This is a genomic window from Streptomyces sp. NPDC003635 (assembly GCF_053587635.1).
The window spans coordinates 25,626-51,596 of sequence record NZ_JBSFOK010000019.1 but is presented as its reverse complement, the minus strand read 5'-3'; the positions used below and the strand labels follow the sequence as shown (position 1 = coordinate 51,596).

Sequence of the window (25,971 nt, the reverse complement as noted above, 5' to 3'; positions counted from 1 at the left end):
GCCCGATGACGCACGGCCCCGCTGCGCACGCAAGGGAGACGGCCATGGCCGATCCCAAGGGATTCATGACCACTCCCCGCCAGGACTGGCCGCGCCGGCCGATCGAGGAGCGGGTCCGGGACTGGGACGAGGTGTACGTCCCCGGGGCGCTGCTGCCCATCATCAGCAAGCAGGCCGACCGGTGCATGGACTGCGGTGTCCCCTTCTGTCACGACGCCTGTCCGCTCGGCAATCTGATCCCGGAGTGGAACGACCTGGTGAGCCGGGAGGACTGGCGGGCGGCCGCCGACCGGCTGCACGCCACCAACAACTTCCCCGAGTTCACGGGGCGGTTGTGCCCGGCGCCGTGCGAGGCGGGGTGCGTGCTGGCCATCAACCAGCCCGCGGTCACCATCAAGAACGTCGAGTGCGCCGTCGCCGACCGGGCCTGGGAGCTGGGCTTCACCCCGCCCCGGCCGCCGGACCGGCTGTCGGGACGCACGGTCGCGGTGATCGGCTCCGGGCCCACGGGGCTCGCGGCGGCCCAGCAGCTCACCCGGGCCGGGCACACGGTCGCCGTGTACGAGAAGGACGACCGGATCGGCGGGCTGATGCGCTACGGCATCCCCGCGTTCAAGATGGAGAAGCGGCACCTGGAGCGGCGCATCGAGCAGATGCGGGGCGAGGGGACCAAGTTCCGTACCTCCACGGCGGTCGGGCGGGACATCGACGCCGCTCAGCTGCGGGCGCGCTACGACGCGGTCGTGATCGCCACGGGGGCCACGGCGTGGCGGGAACTGAACGTACCGGGCCGGGAGTTGGCCGGGATTCATCAGGCGATGGAGTACCTGCCCCTCGCCAACCGGGTATGCGAGGGCGACATCGAGACATCGCCGATGTCCGCCGCCGGGAAGCACGTCGTCATCGTCGGCGGCGGTGACACGGGCGCCGACTGCCTCGGCACGGCCGTCCGGGAGGGTGCCGCGTCCGTGACCCAGCTCGACATCTACGCCCAGCCGGGCGCCGAGCGCGACGAGGACTCCGAGCCCTGGCCGACGTACCCGAAGATCTACCGGCTCTCCGCGGCGCACGAGGAGGCGGGCGAGCTGCGCACCGCGCCGGCGGCGGACGCCGACGCGCGGCTGTTCGCCGCGTCGACGCTCCGCTTCACGGGTGACGCGGAGGGGCGGGTACGGTCCCTGCACCTGGTCGAGGTCGACTCGAGCCGTCGGCCGCTGCCGGGTACGGGGCGTGCGATTCCGGTCGATCTCGTTCTGCTGGCCCTCGGGTTCTCCGGGCCCGACCCGGAGGACGGGCTGATCGGGCAGCTCGGCCTCGGTCTGGAGCCCCGCGGCACGCTCACGCGGGACGCCGGCTTCGCCACGAACGTCCCCGGGGTGTTCGCCGCCGGCGACGCCGCCCGGGGGCAGTCGCTCATCGTGTGGGCGATCGCCGAGGGGCGGGCGGTCGCGGCGGCGGTCGACCGCCATCTGATGGGCGGCTCGCGGCTGCCGACGCCGATCTCACCGTACGACCGCCCCATGACCGTCTAGCCGGGGCGACCAGGAGCGCCACCCGCCACAGCGCGTCCGGCACCGCTCAACCGGCACCGCTCATCCGTCTCTCCTCCCCCCTCACCGCTCGTCCGTCCCCCCCTCGCCCCTCACCGCTCGTCCGTCCCCGCCACCTTGCCCGTCGACAGGGCCACCCGGTTCCAGGTGTTGATCGTGAGGATCAGGGCCAGCACCTGGGCCAGCTCCTGCTCGTCGAAGTGGGCCGCGGCCTCGGCGTAGACGGCGTCCGGGACGCCGCCGGCGGAGACCAGGGTGACCGCCTCGGTCAGGGCGAGGGCCGCCTGCTCCCTCTCCGTGAAGAAGTGCCGGGCCTCGCGCCAGACCGCCACCATGTGCAGGCGGTCCTCGGTCTCACCGGCCTTGCGGGCGTCGTTGGTGTGCATGTGCAGGCAGTACGCGCAGTTGTTGAGGAGCGAGGCACGGATCTGGACGAGCTCGACCAGCGTGGGGTCCAGACCCTCGCGGGCGGCGGCGTCGAAGCCGATCAGGGCGCGGAAGACCTTCGGGGCGGTCTTCGCGAAGTTCAGGCGGGTCTGGGTCGGCGTCGAGATCGTGTTCGTCGTCATGAGTCATAACCTACGGGCCCGAAAGACCCACGGTAGGGTGCATTTCCGTGTCCGAATCATGGGTCAATTCCGCCGAGCGCGTCGGCGCCGATCTGCATCTGGAGCTGTCCGGTCCGGGCGGTCGGCGGGCCGCCCTGATCCGGGCCCTGCGCGACGCCGTGCGCGGTGGCCGGCTCGCCCCGGGCACCCGGCTGCCGCCGTACCGTTCGCTCGCCGCCGACCTGGGGGTCGCCCGGAACACCGTGGCCGACGCGTACGCGGAGCTGGTCGCCGAGGGCTGGCTCACGGCCCGCCAGGGCTCGGGCACGCGCGTGGCCGCCCGCACGGAACCCCCGCGCCACGCCGGGCAAGCGCCCGTAAGCACCCCTCCCCGCGCGCGTGGCCCGCGGCACGATCTGCGCCAGGGCACCCCGGACGTGTCGGGCTTCCCGCGCGGGGAGTGGCTCGCCTCCTACCGGCGGGCCGTCCAGCAGGCGCCCAACGAGGTGTTCGGGCCCGGTGACCCCGCCGGGCGGGCGGAACTGCGCGAGGCGCTTGCGGAGTACCTGGCACGCGCGCGTGGTGTGCGCTGCACCCCGGACCGGATCGTGGTCTGCTCCGGCTTCGCCCACGCGCTGCGGCTGCTCTTCGAGGGCCGGGTGCTGCGCGGTCCGCTGGCCGTGGAGGCGTACGGCCTGCCCTTCCACCGCGACCTGCTCACCCGCGCGGGAGTACGGACCGTGCCGCTGCCGCTCGACGAGGACGGCGCCCTGGTCGACCGGCTGGGCCGGGAACGCGGTGCCCTGCTCACACCCGCGCACCAGTTCCCAACCGGCGGGCCGCTGCACGCCACGCGCCGCGCCGCGGTGATCGACTGGGCACGCGCGCGTGACGCGGTGATCGTGGAGGACGACTACGACGGGGAGTTCCGCTACGACCGCAAGCCCGTCGGAGCCGTGCAGAGCCTCGATCCCGAGCGGGTGATCTTCGTCGGCTCGGTGAGCAAGAGCCTGTCCCCGGCGGTGCGGCTGGGCTGGATGGTCCTGCCGGAGCGGTACGTCGAGGGCGTGCTCGCGGCCAAGGGCGAGCGGGAGGCCTGGGCGAGCGTGCTGGACCAGCTGTGCCTGGCCGACTTCCTCACGCGTGGGTCGTACGACCGTCACGTACGGCGCATGCGGCAGCGGTACCGCGCCCGTCGGGACCGGCTCGTCGGCGCGCTCGCCGAGCGGGCGCCGCACATCGAGGTCACCGGGGTGGCGGCCGGGCTGCACGCGGTGCTGCGGCTGCCCCCGGGGACCGAGGAGGCCACCGTCGCGCGGGCGGGAGAGCTCGGGCTGGCGTTGGACGGGCTCGCCGGGTTCCGGCATCCGCAGGCCGCGCAAGCCGCCGTACCGGTGCGGGACGGGCTGGTCGTCGGCTATGCGACCCCCTCGGAGCACGCCTACGCGGCGGCTCTGGACGCCCTTTGCGCAACGTTTCCGGATCCGTAAATCTTCTGCGGAGTGTCCGAAAAGTGGCTTCCGGGCTACATGGATCGGAACAGCAGTGGGATCATCGAAACAGGAGGCGAACCGCTGTCGCGTCCCCTCGGGTCCGGCGATGGTCCGTCCCATCCTTCGTTCCGCCGTCAGGCGCAGGGTCCACCCCGCGCGTCCCCCCTGTTGGCGGCCGGTCCTGGAGGGTGCTCGATGACGACGCTCGACGAACGTCACGGAGAAGGCGCGCGCGACGGGGAAGAGCCCCGGGGCGAGGTGGCCCTCGGCCTGGTGGAGACCTACGGCCCGGCCGCCGTCCCGCTGAGGCAACCCCTTGCCGCCGTGCCCGCCCGCGCCGGGTCCAAGGCCGCCCATCTCGCCCGCGCGGCCGGCGCCGGACTACCGGTGCTCCCGGGCTTCGTGATCCCGTACCAGGCTGAGGGTGACCCGCGCTCCCTGCGCCGGGCCTGGCAGGAGCTGTCCGACGGCGGCAGCCGACCGCTGGTCGTGCGGTCCTCCTCGCCGCAGGAGGACACCGAGGACTCCTCGTTGGCGGGCCAGTTCGCCTCGGTGCTCGACGTCCGCGGCTGGCGGGACTTCCGAACGGCCGTACGCACCGTGCTGGAGTCGGCGCGCAGGCCGGACGGTTCCACGGCGCCCATGGCGGTGCTGGTGCAGCCGATGCTCACCGCGCGGGTCGGCGGGGTGCTGTTCGGGGCCGATCCCGTGGCGGGACGGTCCGACCGGATGCTGGTCAGCGCCGTGCGCGGCGGCCCGGACAGCCTGGTCAGCGGCGCGCAGGCGGGCACCAACTACCGGCTGAGCGGACGCGGGCTCCTGCTGCGGGCCGAGCCCGCCGGGGCGGACGGGCCGCTCACGCGCAGCGAGCTGTTCCGGCTCGCCCGGCTCGCGCGGCGGGCCCGGCGGGTGTTCGGCGGGCCCCAGGACATCGAGTTCGGGTTCGACGCGGACGGCCGGCTGTGGCTGTTCCAGAGCCGTCCGATCACGGCGATGGCGGCCCGGCCCGCCCGCGGGGCGCGGCTGTTCGGTCCCGGGCCGGTCGCGGAGACCCTGCCGGACCAGCTCCAGCCGCTGGAGGAGGACCTGTGGGTCGCGCCGATGGCCCACGGTCTCGCCGCCGCGCTCGACATCGGCGGCACCGCGCCGCGCCGGCTGTTGCGGGCGGCGCCCGTGGTCACCACCGTCGGCGGACGCGCGGCCGGTGATCTGCGGCTGCTCGGCGCGGTGCCGCCGAGGCACCGGTGGCTGGCGCTGCTCAACCCGGCCCCGGGGGCGCGCCGACTCACGGCGGCCTGGCGGGTGGGCCGCCTCGGCGCCGCGCTGCCGGGTCTGGCGACGGATCTGGTGGCGGACATCGACCGCAGGCTGGCCGAGGTGCCGACGGCGATCGGCCTCTCCGCCACGGAGCTGACCGCCGAGCTGCGCTGGACCCGCAGGACACTGGTCTCCCTGCACGCCCAGGAGGCCCTCGCGGGCGCGCTGCTGCCCGAGTCGCCGACCGGACGGACGGCAGCGGGCACGGCACTGGCCGCGTTGGCGGCGGCCCGCGCGCGTGGGGTGCCCGACGAACGGATCGTCGCGACGGATCCCGTGGTACTGGCCCTGACGGGACCGAGCCTGCGAGGCCGGATACGCCTGCCCAAGCCCGCCCAGGACGGCCGGATTCCGTCGCCGATTCCCGGCCAGGGCGCCCAGGACGCCGACACGAACCGGCTCACCTCCCCGCCGGACACGGCACCGGCACCGGAGGCGACCGCCGCCGGGCTGACGCCGGGTGGCCTCGGCACGCCCCAGGAGCGGACCGGCACCGCGCACAGCCCCGACGCCGCCGCACCCCACAGCCAGACGGGCACCACACACACGCCCACCCACCTCACCGCACCCCCCGACCTCCGCTCCCCCACCCAACCCTCCCCCTCCGCACTCCCGCCCCGCGAAGCCCTGCGGCTGCGTATTCGCTGGGTGCAGGAGCTTCAGGTCCGGCTCGTTCGGGAGGTCGGTCGGCGGGCAGGGCTGGAGCCGGACCGGATCGGGCTGCTGCGCTGGGCGGAGCTGGTCGCCGCCCTGCGCGGGGACGGTCTCCCCGCCGACCTCGACCTGCGCTCCCCCGCGCCCGCCTCGCCCCCGCTCCCCGACACCTTCCGACTGGCGGACGGCGGAGTCGTCGTCGCCGAGCGGACCCGCGGCGCGGGCAACGCCATGCGTGGGGTGTCCGGCGGCCGGGCGGTCGGTACGGCCTGGGACGGCCTGGGGCAGCGCCCGCCTGACGCGGTGCTCGTCGTGCGCACCCTCGACCCCGCCCTCGCCCCGCTGCTGCCCGGCCTGACCGGACTGGTCGCCCAGACCGGCAGCCCGCTCTCCCATCTGGCCGTGCTGGCGCGGGAGTTCCGCCTCCCCGCGGTCGTCGGAGCCGCGGACGCGGTCCGCCGGTTCCGGGCCGGCGCCCGCCTGACGGTCGACGGGACGGCGGGTGACGTACTGCTGGGGGACGAGTCATGAGGAAGATCGCGTACGTCTTCGGAGGGCTCGCCGCCGCCGGGGCGGGCACCTACCTCGTGATCTACCTGTACCGGTGGCAGTGGCAGCGGGCCATGATCTGCGGCGTGCTGCTCCTGGTGGTCGAGGTGATGCTGTTCGGTCTGGTGCTCCTGGGACGCATGGCGCGCATCGAGGAGCGGCTGCGGGACAGCGACCGCCGACAGCGCGAGCTGGCGGCCCGGCAGGACGACGCGCTCGCCCGGCTGCGCTCGCCGTCCGAGCCGGAGCGCACCGCCGACGGCCGGTTCCGCTGGCTGGACGAGCCGGCCGAGCGGACGTACGTCTTCGTCCCGGTGCTGATGGTCGCCGGTGTCGCCCTGTCCGGGATCGCCTGGGTCGTCCAACGGGTCGCCTCCGCCACCGCGAGACCAGCCGAGCGACGGCTCGCCGGCCGGCTGGCGGTGCTCACCGCGCCCGATCCGGTCGCCCCCGGCGATCTGGAGGACCTGCCACCGGTCGGCGCCCCGCCCTCCCGGGGCCGTACCGCGCGAGCCGTCGCCTCCGGCGTCGTCGGCGCCGCGCTGCTGGCGGCGCTGATCGTGGCGCTGGCCGAGCTGACCCAGACCAGGGAGGAGCGGGCGGACAACAGCGCGGCGACCTCGGTGCTCGTCCAGGTCGATCTCCGGGGCGCCGACATGACCGAGGCCCGCCGGACCCTGGCCGCGCAGCAGGTCTGGGAGCGCTGCCGGGACTCCACGTCGGTCCCGCTGAACCACGCGACCCTCGGCGAACTCGGGGACGGCCTGTACGCGGGAGTCGTGGAACCCGCCCTCACCGAACACGACCGGATGCGGCTGCGCGGCTGCCTGGAGGACGCGACGCTGGAGCGCGCGAGCCTGACTGTCGTGGGCATCGGAGATGCGGAGAGGGAGTGAGGGCAGACCCTAAGCACCTGTTCGGAAGGGCACGCCGCCGCTCTGTACGGTCGCGGTGCCCGGTCGCGGTGCCCGGTCGCGAAAAATGAGATATAGCGCACAAAACGGACGTAAAGCGTGAACGATCATCATACCGGGGTACTCTGCCTAGGCGCCCACGTCCCCTAGTCCCCCCGGGTCGCTCATGGCTGTTCTCACCGCAACTCTGCCCCGCCCCGCCCTCCAGAAGCGCCCGCTGTCACAGCGTGCCCTCCGGGCGATCGCCGGCTTCGTCATCGCCTACCTCGCGATGTGGGCCATCGGCGCGGGAGGCATTCTCGGCCTCTCGTTCTGGGCCAAGGCAGAGACTCCGGCGCCCGCCGGAACCCGCACCGTCCAGGGAGTCCACAACTTCCAGCCCGTCAGCTCCGACGGCAAGCTCTGGCGCGGTGCCGCCCCGTCGCCCGCCGGCTATCGCGAGCTCGCGACCATGGGCTTCGCCACGGTCGTGGACCTGCGCGCCGAGGACCTGAGCGCGAAGCAGCTCGCCGGACCCGAGAAGGCCGGTCTCGACGTCGTACGGGTGCCCATCCGGGACGGCCAGACGCCGACGTCCAAGCAGGTCAACCAGCTGCTGGACGTGGTGAAGAACGCGTCGGGCCCGGTGTTCGTGCACTGCGGCGCCGGAGTCGGCCGTACCGGCACGATGGCCGCGGCCTATCTCGTGAAGACCGGTGAGGAGTCGTCCGCCGGAGCCGTCCGACGCAACCTCGCGGTCGGACCGCCCTCGATCGAGCAGATCTACTACGGCCTGAACCTCAGCCCGAGCAAGGCCGAGCAGCCTCCGCTGCCGGTGGTAGTGGTCAGCCGACTGGTGGACGCCCCGCGGCGGATCATGTCCTGGTTCTGATCGTTCATCAGCTCTGTGTCGCAATAGGGCAATTACCAATGAGCACAAGCCTAGGAGAGCAGGAAGTCCGCCTCCCCCGCCTTGGCGCCCTCGATGAACGCCGTCATCTCGGCGGTGGTGTAGATCAGGGCCGGCCCGTCCGGGTCGGTCGACTGACGGACGGCGATCCGCCCGTCGGCAAGCTTCATCGCCTCCAGGCAGTTCCCGCCGTTGCCGCCGCTCCACGGCTTGTGCCAACCCTCGCTGCCCAACTCCCGCGCGGGCATGCCGTTGTAGACGTGTATGCGCGGCTTGATGCGATCCATTCACAGCTCCTTGCGGAGATCCCGGAGGATCTCCTTCGTGCGATGTGCCGTAGCGGCCTGCGCCGCCATGCGGTCCATGACCTCGAGGTAGGTCGCCACCTCGGAGCGCCCGTCCAGGTAGACGGCGCCGGTCAGGTACTCGCTGTAGACCATGTCCGGCAGTTCTGACATGGCGAATCGGAACAGCACGAAGGGCCCGTACGTGCCGGGGTGCGGTCCGCTCTCGAACGGGGCGACCTGCAGCGTCACGTTGGGCAGCTTCGTCACCTCGAGCAGCCGGTCGATCTGGGCACGCATCACCTCCGGACCGCCGACCTGGCGGAGCAGCACGGTCTCGTCCATGACGACCCACAGGCGGGGAGCCTCGGGGCGGGTGAGCAGATCCTGTCGTTGCATGCGCAGCGCCACATGGCGCTCGATGTCGTCGGGCTTGGTCTGGCCGATGGCACCCGACCGCAGCACCCCGCGCGCGTAGTCCTCGGTCTGGAGCAGACCGGGCACGAAGTGGGGCTCGTAGGACCGGATGAGGCTCGCGGCCCCCTCCAGGCTGACGTACATCGAGAACCAGCCCGGCAGGATGTCGTGGAACCGCTGCCACCAGCCGGGTCTGTTGGCCTCCTCGGCCAGCTGCACGAAGGCGTCGGCCTCCTCGTCGCCGACGCCGTAGGCCTTCAGCAGCAGCTGGAGGTACGGGATCTTGAGCGAGACCTCGGCCATTTCCATACGGCGGACGGTGGCGGGGGCGACGCGCAGGACGCGGGCGGCCTCCTCGCGCTTGAGCCCGGCGCGTTCCCGCAGGTCCAGCAGGCGCCGGCCGAGGACGACCTGGCCGACCGTCGGCGCGGACCGCGGCTCGCTCACGCTCCCACCTCCACCCAATGAATGCTGACAGCCCTGCGGCGCCATTCGAAGACCTATTCGAAGATCTGAGCAGATCTCCGCGATCCCAATTGGCGCCGCTCCACACGCTGTTGCGAGCAGTGTGCCACGGCCGTCCACCGCGTCACACAGCACTCTGCAATTTTCAGAGTGACACTTGCCAAGTGTTCACGGCGGGGCGATAGTGGCAAGCGTGATTCCGTCCGCGCCCTTAGGAACAGACGCCGCCGCAGGCCCGCTCGGCCTCGGTGCCGCTACGGCAGTGGGCCCCCAGAGGGGTCCCGCCGAGCGCCGGTTCCGCTTCGAGCTGGCCGCACACCCGGGTTCCCCCGCACAGGCCAGACGCCTGACGAGGGCCCGGCTGACCGGCTGGTCGGTCTGCGAGGACACCTGTGACACGGCGGCCCTGGTGGTCTCCGAACTCGTCACCAACGCCATCGTGCACACCGCGAGCAGGCACGTCGTCTGCGAGCTGCACGACGGTGACGAACGGGTGCGGATAGCCGTGCGCGATCAGGGTTGCGCACCGAGTGAGCCCCACCCCGCCGCGCAGCGGGCCGACGAGGAGCGCGGGAGGGGACTGCTCCTAGTCGACGCCCTCTGCGAGGCATGGGGCGCCCATGAGCACGGCCCCGGACTGCTGGTCTGGGCGGAACTGCCCCGCACGACCCGGGAGGACACCGGGCCCCGGAACGACCTGGGCTGGGGGGCCCGGCCGAAGCCCGGTGGACCGGCCGGGGGATCCGACGGTGACGACGAGGACGGGGGACCTGCGTGAGCGTGACGTCCGGCGGCGGTCAGGTACTGAGCATGGACACACTGGTCCGACTGCACCGCGGACTCGCTCCGCAGGGTTCGCCGGTCCGGCTGGCGATGCCGGACGGCATGACCGCGCCGCTCGGGTGCGACGCGGTGGCCGTGCCCGCCCGGCTCGGCCCGCTGATCCTGCCCCGCCTGCCTCATGCGGGGTGTGTGTACGCCGATGAGGCCTACTGGTGGTGGATCGTTCCGGCTGATTCCGACTACGCGCTGCCGTGGCCCGAGCCGACCCGGTACGTGACCGGGGCGCTCGTCTCGGACGCGGTCCGGCTGATCCACCGGCCCGAGGGATCGGTTCCGTACACCCCGCCGATCCCCCTGTACCTGGCTCTCTGCCGGTTCACCGGCGTGACGCCCTCCTGGTCCCGGCAGGTCAGCGCGTAGTCCGGTCGCCCTGGTCACGGCAGGGCCGTGCGTACCCGATCGCCCCGGTCGCGGCAGGGCCGTGCGTGCTCGGTCACCCTCGTCCCGGCAGGGCCGTGCGTAGTCGACTGCGCCCTGTATGCGCCCTAGCCGCCGGGCCCTCGCGCCGCGATAGTGGCTCTCCTGGCTTCGGGGGAGGCGACGTGGGAAAGCGGGACGCGGCCGAGGTGTCCGAGTCCGAACGGCTGCTCTTCGGCGGGCCCCTGCGCTACGACATGGGCTGGAACCAACACCGGGACGCGTTCCTGGAGTTGAACTTCCGCTCCATGCTCACCCGCCTGCCCGGTCTGCTGGCCTCCAGTTTCCGGCTCGCCTGGCAGGCGGACCGGAAGGCCGCGCGGATCGTGCTGGCGGCCGAGGTCGGCCGGGGTCTCGCGCAGGCCGTGAGCCTGCTCGCCGTGAACAGCGTGCTGGGGCGGCTGCTCGGCGAGGGGGCGATCGAGGACCGGCTGCGGGCGGCCGTACCGGCGCTCGTCACGGTGGCCGCCGTCATGCTGCTCGGGGCGTTGCTGCGCGCGGCGTCGACGTACTCCACCGGACGCCTGGAGCCGAAGGTGGAGCGGGTGGCCACCGAGCGGTATCTGGAGCGGGCGGCCGCCGTGGAGCTGGCCGCGATCGAGGACCACGCCTTCCACAAGCTGCTGGACACCGCGCAGTACGGCGCCTCCTCCGCCCGGCGCATGATCTCGTACAGCGCGCGCGTGGTGAACGCGATGATCTCGCTGATCGCGGCGGCCGGCGTGCTCACCGTGCTGCACCCGGCCCTCCTCCCGCTGCTCGCCACGATGACGCTGCCCAGCGCCTGGAGCGCGCTGACCAACGCCCGCCGCCGCTACGAGTCCTTCCACACCTGGGTCCAGCACGCCCGCGCCGGCCACCTGATCAGCGGACTGCTCACCGAACCGGCCGCCGCCCCGGAGATCCGGGTGCACGGCGTCGGCCCCTTCCTGCTCCGGCACTACCGGGCCATGTCGGAGACGGCCGAGGCGGAGCAGGCGAGGCTGGCCCGGCTCGCGGCCCGCACCGGGCTGATCGCGGCGGGCTGGACCGGACTCGCCACGGCGGCCACGTACGCGACACTCGGCGGGCTGCTGCTGACCGGGGCGATGGCGCTGGCCGTGGCCGGGACCGCGGTGATCGCCATCCGGACCGGCTCCGCCAGCCTGGACAGCCTGGTGCTGGAGATCAACCAGTTGCACGAGGAGGCCCTGTTCGTGGGCGATCTGCAACGGCTCTACGTCGAGGCGGCCGAGCGGACGATCCCGGCCGGCGGTGAGCCGCTGCCGGAGGAGCCGCGGGAGATCCGCTTCGAGAACGTCACCTTCGGCTACCCCGGCGAGTCCGCCCGCCCCGCCCTCGACGACGTGACCCTCACCCTGCCGCTCGGCCGCATCGTGGCGCTGGTCGGCGAGAACGGCTCCGGCAAGACCACCCTGGTCAAGCTGCTCGCGGGCCTGTACACGCCGGACCGGGGCCGGATCCTGTGGGACGACGTCGACGCGGCCGGCGCCGACCGGCACCAGCTCGCCGAGCGCATCGCGATGGTGGCCCAGGACTTCAAGCGCTGGCCATTTACCGCGCGCGTCAATGTCGCCGTAGGACGTTCGTCGGCTCCGCTGACCGAGGAGCGGCTGGCCGAGGCGGTGGCCGCGGCCGGGGCGGAGGAAGTGGTGGCCGATCTGCCCCGCGGCCTGGACACCCTGTTGGCCAGGCAGTTCAACGGCGGGCACGAGCTGTCCGGCGGCCAGTGGCAGCGGCTGGGCATCGCCCGCGCCGCCTACCGGCGCGGCCGGATCCTGATCGTGGACGAGCCGACGGCCGCTCTGGACGCCCGGGCCGAGCTGGAGGTCTTCGACAAGATCCGCGCCCTGGCCTCGGCCGGGCAGACCGTCGTGCTGATCACCCACCGGCTGGCGTCCGTCCGCCACGCCGATCTGGTGCACGTGCTCGACCAGGGCCGTCTGGTGGAGTCCGGCACCCCCGACGAGCTGCTGGCGGGCGGCGGGCTCTACGCGGAGCTGTACGCGCTCCAGGCCGACCAGTTCACGACCCGCGTGCCCACGCGGCAGGCGAAGGCGGGCTGAAGCCCCCGCGCCGGGGCCTCAGGCAGCCGCGTCCACGGCAGCGTCACCGCGCACGATCACCAGGAAGGTGTCCGACGCCAGGTCCATCACGACCTCGGCGTTCAGGCCCTCCCGACGCCTCGCCTGTGCGAACTCCTCCGCCGGCCACGAGCCTCGCGGACCACCGGCGGGAAATCGCTCGATCACCGTTCGCCCGTTCACCTTGCACCTCCATCTAGCGCTGTACTCGAAGAGTTAAACGCCGACGACGGGGTGAACGCCTCGCGAAGTGACGGTACTGAGACATTGTTGACACGTGGCCACCGCAGAATGTGAGGCGGATCTCGGCTTCGGTTACCTTTCGCGTCAATCCTCGTACTCGTCGTGATAACGGATGCGTTCACTGCCCGCGGGCGCGCCCAGGGACGACGCGCGCCCCTTGGGCTCCTCCCACTCCTCCTGCCGGCCGAGCGCGGTCAGATCGAGGAAACCGGTGGTCGAGCCGAGTCCGTCCAGTCCGCGCTCAAACGTCGAGTAGGTGTGGAAGACCCGGTCGCGTTCCCTGAGGAAGCAGCTCACGCCGGGCCTCTCTACTGGTTCCCCGTCGTGCTCCGATGTCACGTCGAAGTCGAGGTTGAACTCGTTCCCGTACGACGAGAACCAGGGCACCGTCCAGCCCATCCGCGCCTTGAACGGCAGGATCTTGGTGTACGGCGCCCTGGAGACCGCCACGAACGAGGTGCCGCGGGCGTGCAGATGGGCGAGATGTCCGACCTGGTCCAGGATGGCCGAGCAGCTGCGGCAGCCGGCGTCCCACTCGGGCGCGAACATGAAGTGGTAGACGACGAGTTGCTGACGTCCCTCGAAGAGGTCGAGCAGGGTGGCCTTGCCGTCGCCCCCCTCGAAGACGTACTCGGTGTCGATCTCGACCATGGGCAGCCGGCGGCGCTCGGCGTTCAGCGCGTCACGCGCGCGGGTGGCGGCCTTCTCCCTGACCAGTAACTCCTCGCGCGCCGCGCGCCACTGGGCACGCGAGACGATCTCCGGAAGCGACATGGGCCCCTCCTGTACGACGGTCCTTCCGGGTGGTGACCGTCGGCAGGAGCGGAACTCATCGCTCGGTCCCAAGATTTTTCGCTACGCCGATCAGGACCCGGTCGGCTCTCAGGTGTCGTACTCCTGGATCCGCCTGCCGTGGCTCCGGTCGAGGAGGCCGGGCAGGCGCTCCCCCAACTCCCGTACGACAGCCGGCACATCCAGCGTCAGCAGCTCGCGGTCCCGCATCAGGACGCGGCCGTCGACGATCGTGGTGCGTACGTCGGAGGAACGGGCGCTGTGCACCAGGGTCGCGGCGAGGTCGTGGACGGGCTGGGTGTGCGGCCCGGTGAGGTCGACGAGGACGATGTCCGCGCGGCGGCCGGGCGCGAGGGTGCCCAACCGGTCCCCGAGTCCGACGGCTCGGGCGCTCTGGAGCGTGGCGTGATGCAGGGCTTGCCGGGCGGTCAGCCAGCGGGGGTCACCGGTGGCCGACTTCTGGATCAGCGCGGTGAGCGCCATCGACTCCCAGACGTCGAGGGAGTTGTTGGAGGCGGCGCCGTCCGTGGCGAGTCCGACCGGGATGCCGATCTCGCGCAGGGCGCGCACCGGAGTGGTGGTGGGCCAGGCGAACTTGAGGTAGCCGCGGGGCGCGGTCGCCACGGAGACCCGGCCGGCCGCCTCCTGGAGGAGGGGCAGATCACTGTCGAGGATCCCGGTGCCGTGCGCGATGAGCACGTCGGTGTCGAGGATCCCGGTGCGCTGGAGCACGCCGATGGGGGTGACGCCGTGCCGTTCGAGACTGTGCTCCGCCTGGGCGCGGTTCTCGGCGGCGTGGAGATGGACGGGCAGTCCGTGCTCACGGGCGAGGTCGGCGGTGGCGGCGAGGTCGGCGTCGGTGACGGTGTAGGGGGCGTGCGGGGCGAGCGCGGTGGTGATACGGCCGCCCGCGCCCCCTCGGTGCCGGAGCGCGAACTCCAGTGAGCGCTCCCGCCCTTGAGGCCCCTGGGAGGAGAAATAGGCCTCGCCGAGGTGGGCCCGCAGCCCGCACTCCTCGACGACGGCGGCGACGGCGTCCATGGCGAAGTAGTGGTCGGCGAAGCACGTGACCCCGGCCCGGATCATCTCGGCGCACGCGAGCCGCGCGCCCAACTCCACGTCCCGCTCGCTGAGGTTGGACTCGATCGGCCAGACGACGTCGTTGAACCACTCCTCGGTCGGCAGGTCCTCGGCGACCCCGCGCAGCGCGACCATCGGCGCGTGGGTGTGGCAGTTGACGAGGCCCGGCAGGGCGACCTGCCCGCGGGCGTCGATCCGTTCGCGGGCGGACACCCCGTGGGCTGCACCGGCGCCGATGACGGCCTCAACCACCCCCTCCCGGACGACGATCGCGGCGTCCTCCAGGAACCGGATCCGCTCACTGTCGTCGTGCGTCAGAGCGGTGCACCCGGTGATGACGAGATCGGCGACGGTCGGCGTCATGCGGCCACCGTACGACGGTGTACGGGCAGGGTGTGAGCCGAACCGCGCATGTCATCCCCGCTCCGTCACGACCCCCGCCGTTCGAGCACCCTGGCCTTCGGCACCCCGGGCTCCGGGCTCGGACCACGCCCCGGTGTGGGCACGACTCGGCTGACCCCCTCACGGACCCGCCGAGACCGCGCTCTCCATCGCCCGCTCGAACAACCGCCCCGCGTCGGCGGCCGCTCGGCGCAAGGAGCCGAGCTCCACTCCGAGAGCCCCGACGATCTCGTCGACGCCTCGCAGCCCGGCGCGCTCGAGCAACCGCTTCTCGTTCGTCACCCATTCCCCGCGGGCGGCCAGCACACCGTGCCCCGTCTGCGCCGCGGCGACGGCGAGGGCACCGGCGAACTCGGTACGCCGACCCTCCTCGACATGGTTGGCCTCGGCGTAGGCGAGTGTGGCCCGGGCCGTGCCGTACCAGCGCTCCGGTGCCGTGCGGCGCAGCGTTTCCGGGTAGCCCGCCGGCCGGGGCAGCTCACCGCGGAGCACTTGGTTGACCGCCAGTTCCGCCACCAGCAGGTACGTGGGGATCCCGGCCAGGTGGAAGAGGAGGGGTTCCACTCGGTAGCGGCCCTGTTCGGACTCTGTCAGTTCGTGTTCCACCACGTCGAGGTCGCGGTAGTGGACGTCCACGCGGTGGCCGTCGATGGTCAGCCAGGCGCCGCCGTTGAAGACTCCGCCGCCCCAGCCGCCCACCTCGGAAACCTCGCCCTCCCAGCCCAGGGCGCGGAGGTCGGCGGGGTTGAAGGGGCCTCGGTAGTAGATCGCCAAGTCCCAGTCGCTGTCGGGGCGTTCGGTGCCCTGGGCGCGGGAGCCGCCCAGGGCGACCGCTCGGACCGTCGGGAGTGCGGCCAGGCGGTCGGCGGTGGTGTCGAGGAAGTCGGGCACCGGGTCAGGCCTCCCAGGGATCGCGGTGGCGGTGTCGGGTGGGCGGGTGGTCCAGGGTCTCGGCCGCCGTGTGGAGAGAGCCCGGCGAAGAGGCCCGCAGGTGGTGGAGGGCCTTGACGCGGAAGGCCTGGAGGGCCGCCCTCGCCCTCCTCTCGTACGGGCTCGTCCACCGTTCGCCCAGGCCGCGGGGGTAGGTGTACGCGGCGAACGCCCGGACCACGCGCTCGGGGCCGGGGCGGCGGCCCTCTCGCCTCGCCCGCGACAACTCCGCGTGGGAAAAGCGGAGTTCGGCCAGCGCATGTGCCGTGCACGGGCCCGCCGTACCGAGCGGCCAGTGGGCCGGCGCCGTACGGTGGCGGTTCGGGGTGTGATGGACGGTCCGTGACATGGCTGTCGTCGAGGGTGGCGGATGGTGAGGTGGCTGTCGAGCGCTTATCGGGGCGACCCACCCCTTCGGACTCAGACTCTCCGGACCCAGACTCCCCGGGTCCGGACTCCCCGGGTCCGGACTCCCCGGGTCCGGACTCCCCGGGTCCGGAGTTCAAATCGTTTGCCGCGGGCCCGACCGGTCGGTTAGGAAGCTCGCATGCTCAGGGGCGAGAAAGTCGGGCTGCGGGCCCGGCACGAGGAGGACATACCGGTCCTGCGGACCGAGCTCTACGACGACGTGGCCAACGCCGCGCGGGCGGAGAGCGGGCCATGGCGGCCGATCACGCCCGGCGCGAAGGATCCCCGGCTCGTGGTGGACGACGAGGAGGAGGGGCACGTCCAGTTCTCCGCGGTGGAGCTGGAGGGCGGCACGCTGATCGGCGCCGCGACGCTCTGGGGCATCGACAACCACAACCGGTCCGCGCACATCGGCCTCGGTCTGCTGCCGTCCTGCCGTGGCAAGGGCTACGGCACCGACGTGGTCGCGGTGCTGTGCCACTACGGCTTCGATGTGCGCGGCCTGCAGCGGATACAGATCGAGACGCTGTCGGACAACCACGCGATGCTGCGCTCCGCCGAGCGCAACGGCTTCGTCCGCGAAGGCGTCCTGCGCTCCTCGGCCTGGGTGATGGGCGAGTTCCTGGACGAGGTGGTGCTCGGACTGCTCGCCCAGGACTGGAAGACCGGCTCGAAGCGGTAGGCCGCAACGCCGGGCGGGAAAATCGGATGCGGTGTCGATCACCGCGCCACGAAGATCAGTGGGTTGTCCGCCGTCACTCCGGGAGCCGCCGTGATCCAGCGTGTCACCACCCCCGCCCTCTTCCCTCCCCCCACCTACTCGCACGCCTCCGTCGTCGAGGCCGGTACCAAGCTCGCCTTCCTCGCCGGAGCCGTACCGCTCGACGCCGAGGGGAAGATCGTCGGTGAAGGGGATCCCGTACGGCAGGCCGAGCAGGTGATCGCCAACCTCACCGAGCAACTGGCTGCTGTGGGAAGCGACTTGGCGCATGTCCTCGCCACCGACGTCTACGTCGTCAGCAACGAGCCCGCCGTACTGTCCACCGTGTGGGAGGTCGTCGAGGCGTCCGGGCTGAGCATCGGGCCGCATTCGTCCACGCTCCTCGGGGTCGCCTGCCTGGGATACACCGGTCAGTTGGTGGAGATCACGGCCACCGCGGTCGTCCCCGAGGAGACCCGGTGACGATCCTGCGCAGGGCCACGGCCGAAGACGCCTCCGCCGCCGCGGACGTCTGGCTGCGGTCCTTCTCCGCCGCCCTCCCGACCGTCGTGCGGCCCCACTCCGACGACGAGGTCCGTGACTACTTCCGGGAAGTCGTCGTCCCGCGCCGGGAGACCTGGGTCGCCGAGGCGGACGGCACGCTGGTCGGCGTCATGGTCCTGCACGGCGAGCTGCTCTCCCAGCTCTACCTCGCACCGCAGTGGCGCGGACGCGGCCTCGGCGACCGGTTCGTGCGGCTCGCCAAGGAGCGCAGCCCGCAGGGGCTGAACCTATGGACCTTCCAGGTCAACAAGCCCGCCCACCGCTTCTACGAACGTCATGGCTTCGTCGCCGTGGAGCGCACCGACGGCAGCGGCAACGAGGAGCGGGAACCGGACGTACGGTACGTCTGGACCCCTAGGGCAGCCCCGCCTCCCGGGCCGCACTCCGCAGCACCTCCCGGAGCATCTCTGGGGTGAGCCGGCCGGTGAAGGTGTTGCGCTGGCTGACGTGGAAGCAGCCGTAGAGGCCGAGGCCGTCGAGCGGCACCCGGGCTCCGTGCGCGAAGACCGGCCGGGGCCGCGGGATCGTCCAGCCCGCCTCCGCCAGCGCGGGCAGCGCCGCCTGCCAGCCGAAGGCGCCGAGCACCACGACCGCCCGCAGCCCGGGCCGCAGCAGCCGCAGCTCCCGCACCAGCCAGGGCCGGCAGGTGTCGCGCTCCCCTGGCGTGGGCTTGTTGGCGGGCGGAGCGCAGTGCACGGGCGAGGTGACGCGCACGCCGTACAGCTCCAGACCGTCGTCCACGGCGACCGCGGTGGGCTGCGAGGCGAGCCCGACGTCGTACAGCGCCTGGTACAGCACGTCCCCGGAGCGGTCCCCGGTGAACATCCGTCCGGTGCGGTTCCCGCCGTGCGCGGCCGGGGCGAGCCCGACGATCAGCAGCCGGGCGTCGGAGGGCCCGAACCCCGGCACCGGGCGCCCCCAATAGGTCTCGTCGGCGAAGGCCGCCCGCTTGGTACGGGCCACCTCCTCCCGCCACTCGACCAACCGGGGACAGGCCCGGCAGCCCGCGATCCGGCGGTCCAGCGCGAGGAGGGGATCCATGCCTCCACCGTAAGGCGCGGCCTCGCCGAAAAGCCCGGGCCGCCTTCCGGGCTCAAGAGCTAAGGTCGGGAACATGGCTTCCGAGGGTGACGAAGAGCAGGGCGGCGACCAGGCCGCCGCGGCCGCCGCCGAGGCTGCCGCGCCGCAGGCCGGGGAGAGCGTCCGCATCGACAGCTGGATCTGGGCGGTTCGGCTGATCAAGACCCGTTCGCTGGGTTCCGCCGCCTGCAAGGGCGGCCATGTCCGGGTGAACGGCGAGCGCGTCAAGCCCGCCTACTCCGTGCGCGTGGGCGACGAGGTGCGGCTGCGGCACGAGGGCCGGGAGCGGATCGTCGTGGTCAAGCGGCTGATCCGCAAGCGCGTCGGCGCCCCGGTCGCCGTCCAGTGCTACGCCGACAACTCCCCGCCGCCCCCGCCCCGCGAGGCCGTCGCCCCGATCGCCATCCGTGACCGCGGCACCGGCCGCCCGACCAAGCGGGACCGCCGCGAGCTGGAGCGCCTGCGCGCCATGGAGAAGGGCAGCGGTGGGCCCACGGTGCGCTGACCGAGCCGGACGTACGGCAGCGGCCGCGCCCGACGCCGGGCCCTGAGGCCGCCGGACGCCGCCGTCGCCGTACGTACGTCGTGTCATGCCTGTCGCCGCACCAGCCGCAGCAGCTCCGCGTTGTGGCCGCGCCGCGCCCAGGCGATGAGGGCGAGCGGGACGATGAGAAGGAGCGGCGTGGCCGCGTTCTGCCCGTCGAAGACGGAGAGCTGGACGACGAACGCCCCGACCATCAGCGCGCTCAGCGCGACCCCCGCCACCGACTGCAGCGCCGGGATCAACAGGGCGACGGCTCCGGCGAGTTCGAGGGCGCCGATGGTGTATATGCCCGCGCTGCCCCAGCCCATGTCGTCGAAGATGTCGACGGCCGAGGAGTGCGCGATCAGCTTCGGCAGCGCGCTGGCCACCGCGAAGAACACCGCGAGCAGGATCTGGAGCCCGCGCAGCGCGATCCGGGCACGCCGCCCACGAGCGGTCGCGGACTCGGCGATGACGGGGACGGAGGCGGGAGCGGAAGCGGTGGTCTCGGACATGGGGTTCTCCTGTGTACGGCGTCGGTGTCGCTGTCGGTCACGGTCAAACGGATAGACCGTGGACCCTCGCGAAACTCATCGCCGCACGAGGGAAGTTGGCCCGCGGAAATTGCGGAAGGCAGCACAGCTCGTGATCACTGAAACCGGAACCGCCCGTGATCACTGCAGCGGGAACCACCCGTGCCCGATGTACCAGTGCCCGCCCGCCCGCAGATGGTCCCCCACCGCCCGCTCCACCGCCGTACGCCGGGGCAGGCCCTCCACCGGCAGGTCCGGGTCGCCGAACACGAACTGCACCGGCTCGGTGTCGGCCTCCTCGCTGTCCTCCCACGCCGGCCGAAACCGCTCCTGGAAGCGGACGATGTTGGAATCGGCCGGCAGATACTGCCTGAGCTGCGGATCGAGCAGCCAGGAGTGGCACAGCACGGCCGCGGGACGCTCCTCGGGGAAGTGCCGCGCGAAGAACTCCCGGGCCAGCGCCAGGGACCGGTCGCAGGCGGCCGGGGTCAGGGGCCCGTGGAAGTCGGGGATGTGGAGATCAAGGCTCGCGGCCCCCGGGTCGAGGCCGGCCTCGGCGAGCGCCCGCCCGGAGCGCGTCCCCGGCCTGCTGCGCTCGAACTGCAGCCGTCCCAGCTGGTACAGCTCCCCGCGGAAGTGGTGGTACAGCCAGCCCGGGGACTGCACCCCCGCACAGCCGTACCGCCGGCGGTGGACGGCGATGTGCCGGCCGAGGTCGGCGAGGGTGCGCCGGGACACCTCGGCGGAGATGCCCCGATCGCGGTGGTACGCGCGCGTGTACGGCAGGACCGCGAGCAGGACGTACACCGGGAAGCAGCGCCGCATGGGCCCGGCGGGCCAGTCCAGCTCGGGCACCTCGACCCGCGTGCCCACCTGCCCCATGTCCCGGACCAGCTCCTCGACGGAGGCCTCCAGGGCCTGTCGTAGCTCCGGATCGTCGAGGACCCGGCGACGCATGCGTACGAGCGGCCCGATGTCCTCGTGGGGCACGGCGAGGTCGATCAGGATCTCCGGCAGATCGTCGTCATCCGGCAACGGCACGGCACACACCCCCACTTTGTGAACGCACGGTCGAAGAGTACGTTCCGAAGGAGGAGTGGTGATCCGAATGCGTACGGGCAGTGAACCCACGACCGCGCGCAGTGCTCTGCGCACGCGGTTCTGGCTGAGTGTGTGGGGGCTGGTCTGGGCGGTCCTCGGCACGGCGGCGTTCGCGCTGGCCGGCCGCACGGGCTGGGCCGTGGCCTGCGGGGTCCTGGCGGTCGTCGTCGCCGTGGACATGTTCTTCATCGTCCGGCACATCCGCCAGGGCCCGCACTACCAGCCGGGCCCCGACGTGCCGCCGTACCGGCCCCCGGACGGTCCCTAGGAGTCGAACCGCGCGGCCTTCATGTACTGCGGGTTGGGGTCCAGGGCCGCCGCCAGCCGGAAGTGGCGGACCGCCTGTTCGTCGCGTCCCTGCCGCTCGTAGGTGCGGGCGAGCGCGAAGTGCGCGAAGGCGTTGTCCGGCTCCCGCTCCAGGACGATGGTGAACTCCAGCTCGGCGGGGCGCAGTTGCGCTGCCGCGAAGAAGGCACGCGCGCGCAGCAGCCGGGCGGCGGTGTTCTCGGGGTGGGCGGCGATGACACCGTCGAGCAACTTCACCGCGCCCCGCGGGTCCCGTGCGGCGAGCAGATGCTCGGCGGCACGGAAGTCGATGACATGCGTCTCCGGAGTACGTCCGGTCGAACCGCTGGTCTCGGGCACGGCAGAGTCCTTCCCTCACTGAAGGGCTTCAACGCCCGGACGCGGGGCCGCTATTCCTGGGACGGGTGGGCCCTGCGCCGCAGTTCGTCCCACACGTCCCGCACCCGCCGTCGCAGCTCTTCGAGCGGTACGTCGTTGTCGATGACGATGTCGGCGATCTCCCGGCGCTTCTCGCGCGTCACCTGGGCGGCCATCCGCGCGCGGGCGTCCTCCTCGCTCATGCCGCGCAGCCGCACCAGCCGGTCGAGCTGGGTCTCGGTGCTCGCGTCGACGACGACCACGACGTCGTACAGCGGCGCCAGTCCGTTCTCCGTCAGCAGCGGAACGTCGTGCACCACCACGGCGTCCTCGGCGGCGGCCTGCTCCAACTCCCTGGAGCGGGCGCCGACCAGGGGATGCACGATCGAGTTGAGCACGGCGAGCCGGTCCGGGTCGGCGAAGACGATGGAGCCGAGCTTGGGCCGGTCCAGGCTCCCGTCCGCCGCGAGGACGTCGGCGCCGAAGGCGTCGACGACCGCGGCGAGTCCGGGCGTGCCCGGGGCCACGACCTCCCGTGCGATGCGGTCCGCGTCGATCAGGACGGCCCCGCACGCCACGAGCAGCCGCGACACCTCACTCTTACCGGCGCCGATGCCGCCGGTCAGGCCTACTTTCAGCATGCGCCGAGGATAGAGCTTGCCGTGCCCGCGTCAGTTGTCGCCTTCCCGCTCCGCCAGGAACCGCTCGAACTCGAGCCCGATCTCTTCCGCGGACGGGATGTCGACCGGCTCGGCCAGCATGTTGCCGCGCGTCTCCGCTCCCGCCGCGGCGTCGTACTGGTGCTCCAGACCCTGGACCAGGGCCACCAGGTCCTCGTCGCCCTCCTGGATCTGGCGGTCGATCTCGGTCTGGGTGCGGTGGGCGTCGGTGCGCAGGGCGTGGGCGATGCCCGGCAGGACCAGGCCGGTGGCGGCCGTGATGGCCTCCAGGACGGTCAGGGCGGCGTCCGGGTAGGGCGAGCGGGCGATGTAGTGCGGGACGTGCGCGGCGACGCCGAGGACCTCGTGCCCGGCCTCCATCAGGCGGTACTCCAGCAGCGACTCGGCGCTGCCCGGCACCTGGGCCTCGTCGAACGGGCTGCGGTGGCCCGGGACGAGGTCGGTGCGGTTGCCGTGCGGGGTGAGGCCGACGGGCCGGGTGTGCGGGACGCCCATGGGGATGCCGTGGAAGTTCACGGACAGCCGGACGCCGAGCCGCTCCACGATCTGCTGGACGGCGGCGGCGAAGCGCTCCCACTCCACGTCCGGCTCCGGGCCGGAGAGCAGCAGGAAGGGGGCGCCGGTGGCGTCCTGGACGAGCCGTACCTCGATGGCCGGCACCTCGTAGTCGGCCCAGCGGTCCCGCTTGAAGGTCAGCAGCGGGCGGCGCGCGCGGTAGTCCACGAGCCGGTCGTGGTCGAAGCGGGCCACGAGCTGGTGGGGCAGCGAGTCGAGCAGCCGGTCGACGATCTGGTCGCCGGTCTCGCCCGCGTCGATGTATCCGTCGAAGTGGTAGAGCATGACAAGGCCGGCCGACTCCTGGGCGAGCGCCATGTCGACGACTGCCAGGCCCTTCGGCTCCCATGCGTACAAACCCTGCGGATCAAGCACAGTGACCGCTCCTCCTCGTGTTCCTACGTGACAACGCGGAGGGGGGCGGGGCCATTCCCGCGATCATGGCGGAGAGTGAGGCTTGATGAAACAGGGGTACGGCAACTCCCCCGGCCGACGGACATGCCGGCCGACGGACATGCCGACCGACGGACATGCCAAAGGGCCGTACCCCGAAAGGTACGGCCCTCTGTTATGAGCTACTGCTCAGTGAGCGTCGGCTCAGCTCTGGCCGCCGGCCAGCTTCTCGCGAAGCGCGGCAAGCGCCTCGTCCGAAGCGAGCGCACCGCTGTTGTCGGCACCCTCGGAGGAGTACGAGCCACCACCGGAGGCGGCCGGAGCCGCACCCGCGGCGTCGCCGCCCTCGGCAGCGGCAGCGGCGTCGGCCTCGCGGCTCTTGATGACCTGCTGCTGGTGCTGCTCGAAGCGCTGCTGCGCCTCGGCGTACTGGGTCTCCCACGCCTCGCGCTGGGTCTCGTAGCCCTCGAGCCAGTCGTTGGTCTCGGGGTCGAAGCCCTCGGGGTAGATGTAGTTGCCCTGGTCGTCGTAGGACGCGGCCATGCCGTACAGGGTCGGGTCGAACTCGACCGAGGCCGGGTCGGCACCGAAGGACTCGTTGGCCTGCTTCAGCGAGAGGCTGATGCGGCGGCGCTCGAGGTCGATGTCGATGACCTTGACGAAGATCTCGTCGTTGACCTGGACGACCTGCTCCGGGATCTCCACGTGGCGCTCGGCCAGCTCGGAGATGTGGACCAGACCCTCGATGCCCTCGTCCACGCGGACGAACGCACCGAACGGAACCAGCTTGGTGACCTTACCCGGGACGACCTGACCGATCTGGTGGGTCCGGGCGAACTGCTGCCACGGGTCTTCCTGGGTCGCCTTCAGCGACAGGGAGACACGCTCGCGGTCCATGTCGACGTCGAGGACCTCGACGGTGACTTCCTGGCCGACCTCGACAACCTCGGACGGGTGGTCGATGTGCTTCCAGGACAGCTCGGAGACGTGGACCAGACCGTCGACGCCACCCAGGTCCACGAAGGCACCGAAGTTGACGATCGAGGAGACGACGCCGGATCGGACCTGACCCTTCTGGAGGGTGGTGAGGAACGTCTGGCGGACCTCGGACTGGGTCTGCTCCAGCCAGGCACGGCGGGACAGGACCACGTTGTTGCGGTTCTTGTCCAGCTCGATGATCTTCGCCTCGAGCTCCTTGCCCACGTAGGGCTGGAGGTCGCGGACACGGCGCATCTCGACCAGGGAGGCCGGGAGGAAGCCGCGGAGGCCGATGTCGAGGATGAGACCACCCTTGACGACCTCGATGACGGTACCGGTGACGATGCCGTCCTCTTCCTTGATCTTCTCGATGGTGCCCCAGGCACGCTCGTACTGGGCGCGCTTCTTCGAGAGGATCAGGCGGCCTTCCTTGTCCTCCTTCTGGAGGACCAGGGCCTCGATCTCGTCACCGACGGCGACGACCTCGTTGGGGTCGACGTCGTGCTTGATCGAGAGCTCGCGGCTCGGGATGACACCTTCGGTCTTGTAACCGATGTCGAGCAGGACCTCGTCCCGGTCGACCTTCACGATGACGCCGTCGACGATGTCGCCGTCGTTGAAGTACTTGATCGTCTCGTCGATCGCGGCGAGGAAGGCTTCCTCGTTACCGATGTCGTTGACCGCAACCTGCGGGGTGGTGGCGGTGGTCTCGGTGCTGCTCGTCATGTGGGAAAGGGCTCCGGTACGGACATTGAAGTCGTAGGTACTGCTACGCCGGGAGCCCGTATCGCTCTGAAGAAGCCGGACAGCCAAGGAAGCGCCCCACCAGTGAACTGGTGATGACGCCTCGACAACCGAGGGGACATACAACAGATGCGAGCGCAGCCTGCTACGTCTGAGGTGCGCAGGCCCGCAGCGCAACTTGTAGCATACGGGGGCAGCCGGGCAGGGTCAATGCGCGAAGGCGCACACCCGGGGCGGATCGCCGCATACCCGGCACAAAACCTGTCTCACGAGGCCACGCGCGCGTGATGGCGCCCCATTCGTGACGGCCGCCGCGACGGGTTGCACGGAAGAGTACGACGAGGGAGCCGATCATCCAAGAGCCCGGATCACAGCAGTCCGCCACAGAACCCGAGGCCACACGGCGTGCCGCGGACGTCACGGAGAGTTCCCGGGCCAACCGGGGCTGGTGGGACCGCAACGCGGACGAATACCAGATCGAGCACGGCACCTTCCTCGGCGACGACCGCTTCGTCTGGGGCCCCGAGGGCCTGGACGAGGTGGAGGCGGAGCTGCTCGGCCCGCCGGAGGAGCTGAAGGGCAGGGACGTCCTGGAGATCGGCGCCGGCGCGGCCCAGTGCTCGCGCTGGCTGGCGGCGCAGGGCGCCCGCCCGGTCGCCCTGGACCTCTCCCACCGCCAGCTCCAGCACGCGCTGCGGATCGGCGGCGCCTTCCCCCTGGTCTGCGCCGACGCGGGCGCCCTCCCCTTCGCCGACGCCTCCTTCGACCTGGCCTGCTCGGCGTACGGGGCGCTGCCCTTCGTCGCCGACCCGGTCCTGGTGCTGCGCGAGGTGCGCCGGGTCCTGCGCCCGGGCGGCCGGTTCGTCTTCTCCGTCACCCACCCCATCCGCTGGGCGTTCCCCGACGAGCCCGGCCCCGAGGGCCTGTCCGTGTCCGCTTCCTACTTCGACCGCACGCCGTACGTCGAGCAGGACGAGCAGGGCGCGGCGGTCTACGTCGAACACCACCGCACGATCGGGGACCGGGTCCGTGACGTGGTCGCCGGCGGCTTCCGCCTGGTCGACCTGGTGGAGCCGGAGTGGCCGGCCTGGAACACGGCGGAGTGGGGCGGCTGGTCCCCGCTGCGCGGCAACCTGATCCCGGGGACGGCGATCTTCGTCTGCGAGCGGGACTGAGGG

General features: G+C 72.1%; 29 protein-coding genes. 14 read left to right on the top strand and 15 right to left on the bottom strand.

The features are described 5' to 3' along the window. The first annotated feature begins 44 nt into the window (after nucleotides 1-44). Nucleotides 45-1,532: a glutamate synthase subunit beta gene (locus ACWDRW_RS19545; RefSeq protein WP_451724744.1), complete on the top strand. Its 1,488-nt coding sequence runs from the start codon at nucleotides 45-47 to the stop codon at nucleotides 1,530-1,532. Nucleotides 1,533-1,642: 110 nt separating this feature from the next. Here the strand turns inward: ACWDRW_RS19545 and ACWDRW_RS19540 are convergent, their stop codons facing one another. Next, nucleotides 1,643-2,119: a carboxymuconolactone decarboxylase family protein gene (locus ACWDRW_RS19540; RefSeq protein WP_451724743.1), complete on the bottom strand. Its 477-nt coding sequence runs from the start codon at nucleotides 2,117-2,119 to the stop codon at nucleotides 1,643-1,645. A gap of 47 nt (nucleotides 2,120-2,166) precedes the next feature. Here ACWDRW_RS19540 and pdxR point away from each other — a divergent pair, with 47 nt between their 5' ends. The 4 genes from pdxR to ACWDRW_RS19520 all read left to right on the top strand — a co-directional run bounded on the left by pdxR (nucleotide 2,167) and on the right by ACWDRW_RS19520 (nucleotide 7,896). Next, entirely contained in the window at nucleotides 2,167-3,588 is a 1,422-nt protein-coding gene (gene pdxR, locus ACWDRW_RS19535; RefSeq protein WP_451724742.1) for a MocR-like pyridoxine biosynthesis transcription factor PdxR, read from the top strand. Nucleotides 3,589-3,786: 198 nt separating this feature from the next. Continuing rightward, a complete protein-coding gene (locus ACWDRW_RS19530) occupies nucleotides 3,787-6,093 on the top strand; it encodes a PEP/pyruvate-binding domain-containing protein (RefSeq protein WP_451724741.1) in 2,307 nt (768 codons plus the stop codon). Continuing rightward, on the top strand, nucleotides 6,090-7,007 hold the full coding sequence (locus tag ACWDRW_RS19525; RefSeq protein ID WP_451724740.1) for a hypothetical protein: 918 nt from the start codon (nucleotides 6,090-6,092) through the stop codon (nucleotides 7,005-7,007). The genes ACWDRW_RS19530 and ACWDRW_RS19525 overlap by 4 nt, the downstream gene beginning before the upstream one ends. 184 nt (nucleotides 7,008-7,191) lie before the next feature. Beyond that, nucleotides 7,192-7,896 (top strand): fused DSP-PTPase phosphatase/NAD kinase-like protein, encoded by a 705-nt coding sequence (locus tag ACWDRW_RS19520; protein WP_451724739.1) that lies wholly within the window; start codon nucleotides 7,192-7,194, stop codon nucleotides 7,894-7,896. A 50-nt stretch (nucleotides 7,897-7,946) separates the two neighbouring features. Here ACWDRW_RS19520 and ACWDRW_RS19515 read toward each other — a convergent pair whose 3' ends face one another. Both ACWDRW_RS19515 and ACWDRW_RS19510 read right to left on the bottom strand, forming a co-directional pair. Then, on the bottom strand, nucleotides 7,947-8,201 hold the full coding sequence (locus ACWDRW_RS19515) for a DUF397 domain-containing protein (RefSeq protein WP_451724737.1): 255 nt from the start codon (nucleotides 8,199-8,201) through the stop codon (nucleotides 7,947-7,949). Further along, a complete protein-coding gene (locus ACWDRW_RS19510) occupies nucleotides 8,202-9,062 on the bottom strand; it encodes a helix-turn-helix domain-containing protein (protein ID WP_451724735.1) in 861 nt (286 codons plus the stop codon). Nucleotides 9,063-9,264: 202 nt separating this feature from the next. Between ACWDRW_RS19510 and ACWDRW_RS19505 the strand changes: the two genes are divergently transcribed. The 3 genes from ACWDRW_RS19505 to ACWDRW_RS19495 all read left to right on the top strand — a co-directional run bounded on the left by ACWDRW_RS19505 (nucleotide 9,265) and on the right by ACWDRW_RS19495 (nucleotide 12,406). Further along, nucleotides 9,265-9,858 (top strand): ATP-binding protein, encoded by a 594-nt coding sequence (locus ACWDRW_RS19505; protein WP_451724733.1) that lies wholly within the window; start codon nucleotides 9,265-9,267, stop codon nucleotides 9,856-9,858. 32 nt (nucleotides 9,859-9,890) lie between these two features. Beyond that, the gene (locus ACWDRW_RS19500; RefSeq protein ID WP_451724730.1) at nucleotides 9,891-10,283 is read left to right on the top strand and encodes a hypothetical protein; all 393 of its coding nucleotides are present in this window, start codon (nucleotides 9,891-9,893) and stop codon (nucleotides 10,281-10,283) included. Between the two features lie 182 nt (nucleotides 10,284-10,465). After that, the gene (locus ACWDRW_RS19495; protein ID WP_451724729.1) at nucleotides 10,466-12,406 is read left to right on the top strand and encodes an ABC transporter ATP-binding protein; all 1,941 of its coding nucleotides are present in this window, start codon (nucleotides 10,466-10,468) and stop codon (nucleotides 12,404-12,406) included. Between the two features lie 18 nt (nucleotides 12,407-12,424). On the opposite strand, the gene ACWDRW_RS19490 is transcribed toward ACWDRW_RS19495, so the two are convergent. The 5 genes from ACWDRW_RS19490 to ACWDRW_RS19470 all read right to left on the bottom strand — a co-directional run bounded on the left by ACWDRW_RS19490 (nucleotide 12,425) and on the right by ACWDRW_RS19470 (nucleotide 16,220). Next, entirely contained in the window at nucleotides 12,425-12,607 is a 183-nt protein-coding gene (locus tag ACWDRW_RS19490) for a hypothetical protein (protein WP_451724728.1), read from the bottom strand. Between the two features lie 144 nt (nucleotides 12,608-12,751). Further along, entirely contained in the window at nucleotides 12,752-13,441 is a 690-nt protein-coding gene (locus ACWDRW_RS19485) for a DUF899 domain-containing protein (RefSeq protein WP_451724726.1), read from the bottom strand. A gap of 108 nt (nucleotides 13,442-13,549) precedes the next feature. Further along, nucleotides 13,550-14,902, bottom strand: coding sequence for an amidohydrolase (locus ACWDRW_RS19480; protein WP_451724723.1), 1,353 nt, complete (start codon nucleotides 14,900-14,902; stop codon nucleotides 13,550-13,552). A gap of 159 nt (nucleotides 14,903-15,061) precedes the next feature. Next, nucleotides 15,062-15,832, bottom strand: coding sequence for a nucleotidyltransferase domain-containing protein (locus ACWDRW_RS19475; RefSeq protein ID WP_451724722.1), 771 nt, complete (start codon nucleotides 15,830-15,832; stop codon nucleotides 15,062-15,064). A gap of 4 nt (nucleotides 15,833-15,836) precedes the next feature. Beyond that, entirely contained in the window at nucleotides 15,837-16,220 is a 384-nt protein-coding gene (locus ACWDRW_RS19470) for a hypothetical protein (RefSeq protein WP_451724720.1), read from the bottom strand. A 198-nt stretch (nucleotides 16,221-16,418) separates the two neighbouring features. On the opposite strand from ACWDRW_RS19470, the gene ACWDRW_RS19465 reads away from it, so the two are divergent. From ACWDRW_RS19465 to ACWDRW_RS19455, 3 genes are all read left to right on the top strand, one after another. Beyond that, nucleotides 16,419-16,961: a GNAT family N-acetyltransferase gene (locus ACWDRW_RS19465; protein ID WP_451724719.1), complete on the top strand. Its 543-nt coding sequence runs from the start codon at nucleotides 16,419-16,421 to the stop codon at nucleotides 16,959-16,961. Between the two features lie 90 nt (nucleotides 16,962-17,051). Then, a complete protein-coding gene (locus ACWDRW_RS19460) occupies nucleotides 17,052-17,462 on the top strand; it encodes a RidA family protein (RefSeq protein WP_451724718.1) in 411 nt (136 codons plus the stop codon). After that, nucleotides 17,459-17,959 (top strand): N-acetyltransferase family protein, encoded by a 501-nt coding sequence (locus ACWDRW_RS19455; protein ID WP_451724716.1) that lies wholly within the window; start codon nucleotides 17,459-17,461, stop codon nucleotides 17,957-17,959. The genes ACWDRW_RS19460 and ACWDRW_RS19455 overlap by 4 nt, the downstream gene beginning before the upstream one ends. On the opposite strand, the gene ACWDRW_RS19450 is transcribed toward ACWDRW_RS19455, so the two are convergent. After that, on the bottom strand, nucleotides 17,898-18,584 hold the full coding sequence (locus tag ACWDRW_RS19450; protein ID WP_451724713.1) for a uracil-DNA glycosylase: 687 nt from the start codon (nucleotides 18,582-18,584) through the stop codon (nucleotides 17,898-17,900). The two genes, ACWDRW_RS19455 and ACWDRW_RS19450, sit on opposite strands and share 62 nt — an antisense overlap. Before the next feature lie 73 nt (nucleotides 18,585-18,657). On the opposite strand from ACWDRW_RS19450, the gene ACWDRW_RS19445 reads away from it, so the two are divergent. Next, the gene (locus ACWDRW_RS19445; protein ID WP_451724711.1) at nucleotides 18,658-19,128 is read left to right on the top strand and encodes an RNA-binding S4 domain-containing protein; all 471 of its coding nucleotides are present in this window, start codon (nucleotides 18,658-18,660) and stop codon (nucleotides 19,126-19,128) included. 83 nt (nucleotides 19,129-19,211) lie between these two features. On the opposite strand, the gene ACWDRW_RS19440 is transcribed toward ACWDRW_RS19445, so the two are convergent. After that, nucleotides 19,212-19,661, bottom strand: a complete 450-nt coding sequence (locus ACWDRW_RS19440) for a DoxX family protein (protein ID WP_451724709.1) — start codon at nucleotides 19,659-19,661, stop codon at nucleotides 19,212-19,214. Between the two features lie 159 nt (nucleotides 19,662-19,820). Then, nucleotides 19,821-20,720: an acyltransferase domain-containing protein gene (locus tag ACWDRW_RS19435; protein ID WP_451724707.1), complete on the bottom strand. Its 900-nt coding sequence runs from the start codon at nucleotides 20,718-20,720 to the stop codon at nucleotides 19,821-19,823. A gap of 67 nt (nucleotides 20,721-20,787) precedes the next feature. On the opposite strand from ACWDRW_RS19435, the gene ACWDRW_RS19430 reads away from it, so the two are divergent. Then, on the top strand, nucleotides 20,788-21,048 hold the full coding sequence (locus tag ACWDRW_RS19430) for a DUF6343 family protein (RefSeq protein WP_451724706.1): 261 nt from the start codon (nucleotides 20,788-20,790) through the stop codon (nucleotides 21,046-21,048). On the opposite strand, the gene ACWDRW_RS19425 is transcribed toward ACWDRW_RS19430, so the two are convergent. From ACWDRW_RS19425 to rpsA, 4 genes are all read right to left on the bottom strand, one after another. After that, nucleotides 21,045-21,425, bottom strand: a complete 381-nt coding sequence (locus ACWDRW_RS19425; RefSeq protein WP_451724705.1) for a tetratricopeptide repeat protein — start codon at nucleotides 21,423-21,425, stop codon at nucleotides 21,045-21,047. The genes ACWDRW_RS19430 and ACWDRW_RS19425 overlap by 4 nt on opposite strands. A 50-nt stretch (nucleotides 21,426-21,475) precedes the next feature. Further along, complete coding sequence (coaE, locus tag ACWDRW_RS19420; protein ID WP_451724704.1) at nucleotides 21,476-22,084, bottom strand: dephospho-CoA kinase; 609 nt, start codon at nucleotides 22,082-22,084, stop codon at nucleotides 21,476-21,478. Nucleotides 22,085-22,114: 30 nt separating this feature from the next. Then, complete coding sequence (locus ACWDRW_RS19415; protein WP_451724701.1) at nucleotides 22,115-23,053, bottom strand: PAC2 family protein; 939 nt, start codon at nucleotides 23,051-23,053, stop codon at nucleotides 22,115-22,117. Between the two features lie 222 nt (nucleotides 23,054-23,275). Further along, a complete protein-coding gene (gene rpsA, locus ACWDRW_RS19410; RefSeq protein ID WP_451724699.1) occupies nucleotides 23,276-24,775 on the bottom strand; it encodes a 30S ribosomal protein S1 in 1,500 nt (499 codons plus the stop codon). 368 nt (nucleotides 24,776-25,143) lie between these two features. On the opposite strand from rpsA, the gene ACWDRW_RS19405 reads away from it, so the two are divergent. Then, nucleotides 25,144-25,968 carry a class I SAM-dependent methyltransferase gene (locus ACWDRW_RS19405; RefSeq protein WP_451724893.1) on the top strand — a complete coding sequence of 275 codons (825 nt, stop codon included), beginning with the start codon at nucleotides 25,144-25,146 and terminating at the stop codon, nucleotides 25,966-25,968. Nucleotides 25,969-25,971: the final 3 nt, after the last annotated feature.

What these genes read in the sequence shown, in the direction of transcription:
- ACWDRW_RS19545 (WP_451724744.1), top strand. Translation starts at nt 45, where the DNA reads ATGGCCGATCCCAAGGGATTCATGACCACTCCCCGCCAGGACTGGCCG.
- ACWDRW_RS19540 (WP_451724743.1), bottom strand. Translation starts at nt 2,119, where the DNA reads ATGACGACGAACACGATCTCGACGCCGACCCAGACCCGCCTGAACTTC.
- ACWDRW_RS19530 (WP_451724741.1), top strand. Translation starts at nt 3,787, where the DNA reads ATGACGACGCTCGACGAACGTCACGGAGAAGGCGCGCGCGACGGGGAA.
- ACWDRW_RS19525 (WP_451724740.1), top strand. Translation starts at nt 6,090, where the DNA reads ATGAGGAAGATCGCGTACGTCTTCGGAGGGCTCGCCGCCGCCGGGGCG.
- ACWDRW_RS19520 (WP_451724739.1), top strand. Translation starts at nt 7,192, where the DNA reads ATGGCTGTTCTCACCGCAACTCTGCCCCGCCCCGCCCTCCAGAAGCGC.
- ACWDRW_RS19515 (WP_451724737.1), bottom strand. Translation starts at nt 8,201, where the DNA reads ATGGATCGCATCAAGCCGCGCATACACGTCTACAACGGCATGCCCGCG.
- ACWDRW_RS19500 (WP_451724730.1), top strand. Translation starts at nt 9,891, where the DNA reads ATGGACACACTGGTCCGACTGCACCGCGGACTCGCTCCGCAGGGTTCG.
- ACWDRW_RS19485 (WP_451724726.1), bottom strand. Translation starts at nt 13,441, where the DNA reads ATGTCGCTTCCGGAGATCGTCTCGCGTGCCCAGTGGCGCGCGGCGCGC.
- ACWDRW_RS19480 (WP_451724723.1), bottom strand. Translation starts at nt 14,902, where the DNA reads ATGACGCCGACCGTCGCCGATCTCGTCATCACCGGGTGCACCGCTCTG.
- ACWDRW_RS19470 (WP_451724720.1), bottom strand. Translation starts at nt 16,220, where the DNA reads ATGTCACGGACCGTCCATCACACCCCGAACCGCCACCGTACGGCGCCG.
- ACWDRW_RS19465 (WP_451724719.1), top strand. Translation starts at nt 16,419, where the DNA reads ATGCTCAGGGGCGAGAAAGTCGGGCTGCGGGCCCGGCACGAGGAGGAC.
- ACWDRW_RS19450 (WP_451724713.1), bottom strand. Translation starts at nt 18,584, where the DNA reads ATGGATCCCCTCCTCGCGCTGGACCGCCGGATCGCGGGCTGCCGGGCC.
- ACWDRW_RS19445 (WP_451724711.1), top strand. Translation starts at nt 18,658, where the DNA reads ATGGCTTCCGAGGGTGACGAAGAGCAGGGCGGCGACCAGGCCGCCGCG.
- ACWDRW_RS19440 (WP_451724709.1), bottom strand. Translation starts at nt 19,661, where the DNA reads ATGTCCGAGACCACCGCTTCCGCTCCCGCCTCCGTCCCCGTCATCGCC.
- ACWDRW_RS19430 (WP_451724706.1), top strand. Translation starts at nt 20,788, where the DNA reads ATGCGTACGGGCAGTGAACCCACGACCGCGCGCAGTGCTCTGCGCACG.
- coaE (WP_451724704.1), bottom strand. Translation starts at nt 22,084, where the DNA reads ATGCTGAAAGTAGGCCTGACCGGCGGCATCGGCGCCGGTAAGAGTGAG.
- rpsA (WP_451724699.1), bottom strand. Translation starts at nt 24,775, where the DNA reads ATGACGAGCAGCACCGAGACCACCGCCACCACCCCGCAGGTTGCGGTC.